Below are 1,392 nucleotides of genomic sequence, written 5' to 3' on the forward strand. Positions count from 1 at the left end.
GCCTCCGCCGACACCCGGCTACACCTGACCATCAAATACCACCCCGACCTCTTCGACACCACCACCGCCACCACCCTCCTACACCGCACCACCCACACCCTCCACACCATCACCACCCACACCACAATCACGGTGGGCGACATCGAGTTCCTCGATGCAGCCGAGCGCACCTCGATGCTCGAGAGCTGGATTCGTCCTGGGCTCGTTGTCGGCTCGGTGACGTTGGCGGACGAGTTCACGCGGACGGTCGAGCGGTTCCCCGATGCAACGGCTGTGGTGGCCGGCGACTCGGCGCTGTCCTACGCAGAGTTGGACGCGCGGGCTAATCGGTTGGCACGGCACCTGATCTCGCTCGGGGTGGGTCCGGAATCGTTGGTGGCGGTGGCCATGCCGCGGTCGCCGGATCTGATCGTGACCCTGTTGGCGGTGATCAAGGCCGGTGGCGGGTATCTTCCGATCGATGTGACCTACCCGGCCGATCGGCTCGCATTCCTGTTTGCCGACGCTGCCCCGATCTGTGTGCTCTCGACCGCCGCCGAGATCGACGGGTTGCCGGTGGGGGATCTGCCGGTGGTGGTGCTCGATGCACCCGAGACTGTGACGCGACTGAAGGACATTCCCTCACTTGAGGTTACGGACACGGATCGTGCGGCACCGGTCGATCCCGACTCCGTGGCCTACGTGATCTACACCTCGGGCTCGACCGGCACCCCGAAGGGAGTGACTGTCTCCCACCGCAGCGTTCTCACCCTGTTCGCGAACACCCGAGACCGGTTCGGGTTCGACGAGGCAGACGTGTGGACGATGTTCCATTCGTATGCATTCGATTTCTCGGTGTGGGAGCTGTGGGGTCCGCTGCTGCACGGCGGCAGGCTCGTGGTGGTCGACTACTCCACGGCACGCTCGCCCGAGCTGTTTCTCGAGCTCCTGCGGCGTGAGCACGTGACCGTGCTCAACCAAACTCCCTCTGCCTTTTACCAATTGGCAGATGCCGAGCAGGTCGCGGCCGATAGGCCGGACGGGCTCTCGTTGCGGTATGTGATTTTCGGTGGGGAGGCGCTCGATCTGGGTCGGCTGGTGCGGTGGTATGCGCGCCGCGCGGACAGCGGACCGCAGCTGGTCAACATGTACGGAATTACGGAAACCTGTGTCCACGCGACGTGGTTGCCGCTGGATTCCCAACTCGCCGCCTCGACGTCGGCGAGCGTTATCGGTCAGGGCATTGCCGGTCTGCGCACGTCGGTGCTCGACGGTCGCCTGCGCATGGTGCCGGTGGGGGTGGTGGGTGAGTTGTATTTGGCGGGTGTGCAGTTGGCGCGGGGGTATCACGGTCGGCCGGGCCTGACGGCGGGTCGGTTTGTGGCGTGTCCGTTCGGGGTGGCGGGGGAGCGG

At 65.4% G+C, this 1,392-nt stretch carries 1 protein-coding gene; it reads left to right on the forward strand.

Annotation, left to right across the window (positions count from 1 at the left end; genetic code table 11):
* Positions 1-1,392 (forward strand): amino acid adenylation domain-containing protein (locus IU459_RS37160; RefSeq protein WP_195134254.1); only part of this gene is annotated, 1,392 nt, incomplete at both ends.

Origin of the sequence: Nocardia amamiensis (assembly GCF_015477605.1) — a bacterium.
Lineage (GTDB): Bacteria > Actinomycetota > Actinomycetes > Mycobacteriales > Mycobacteriaceae > Nocardia > Nocardia amamiensis_A.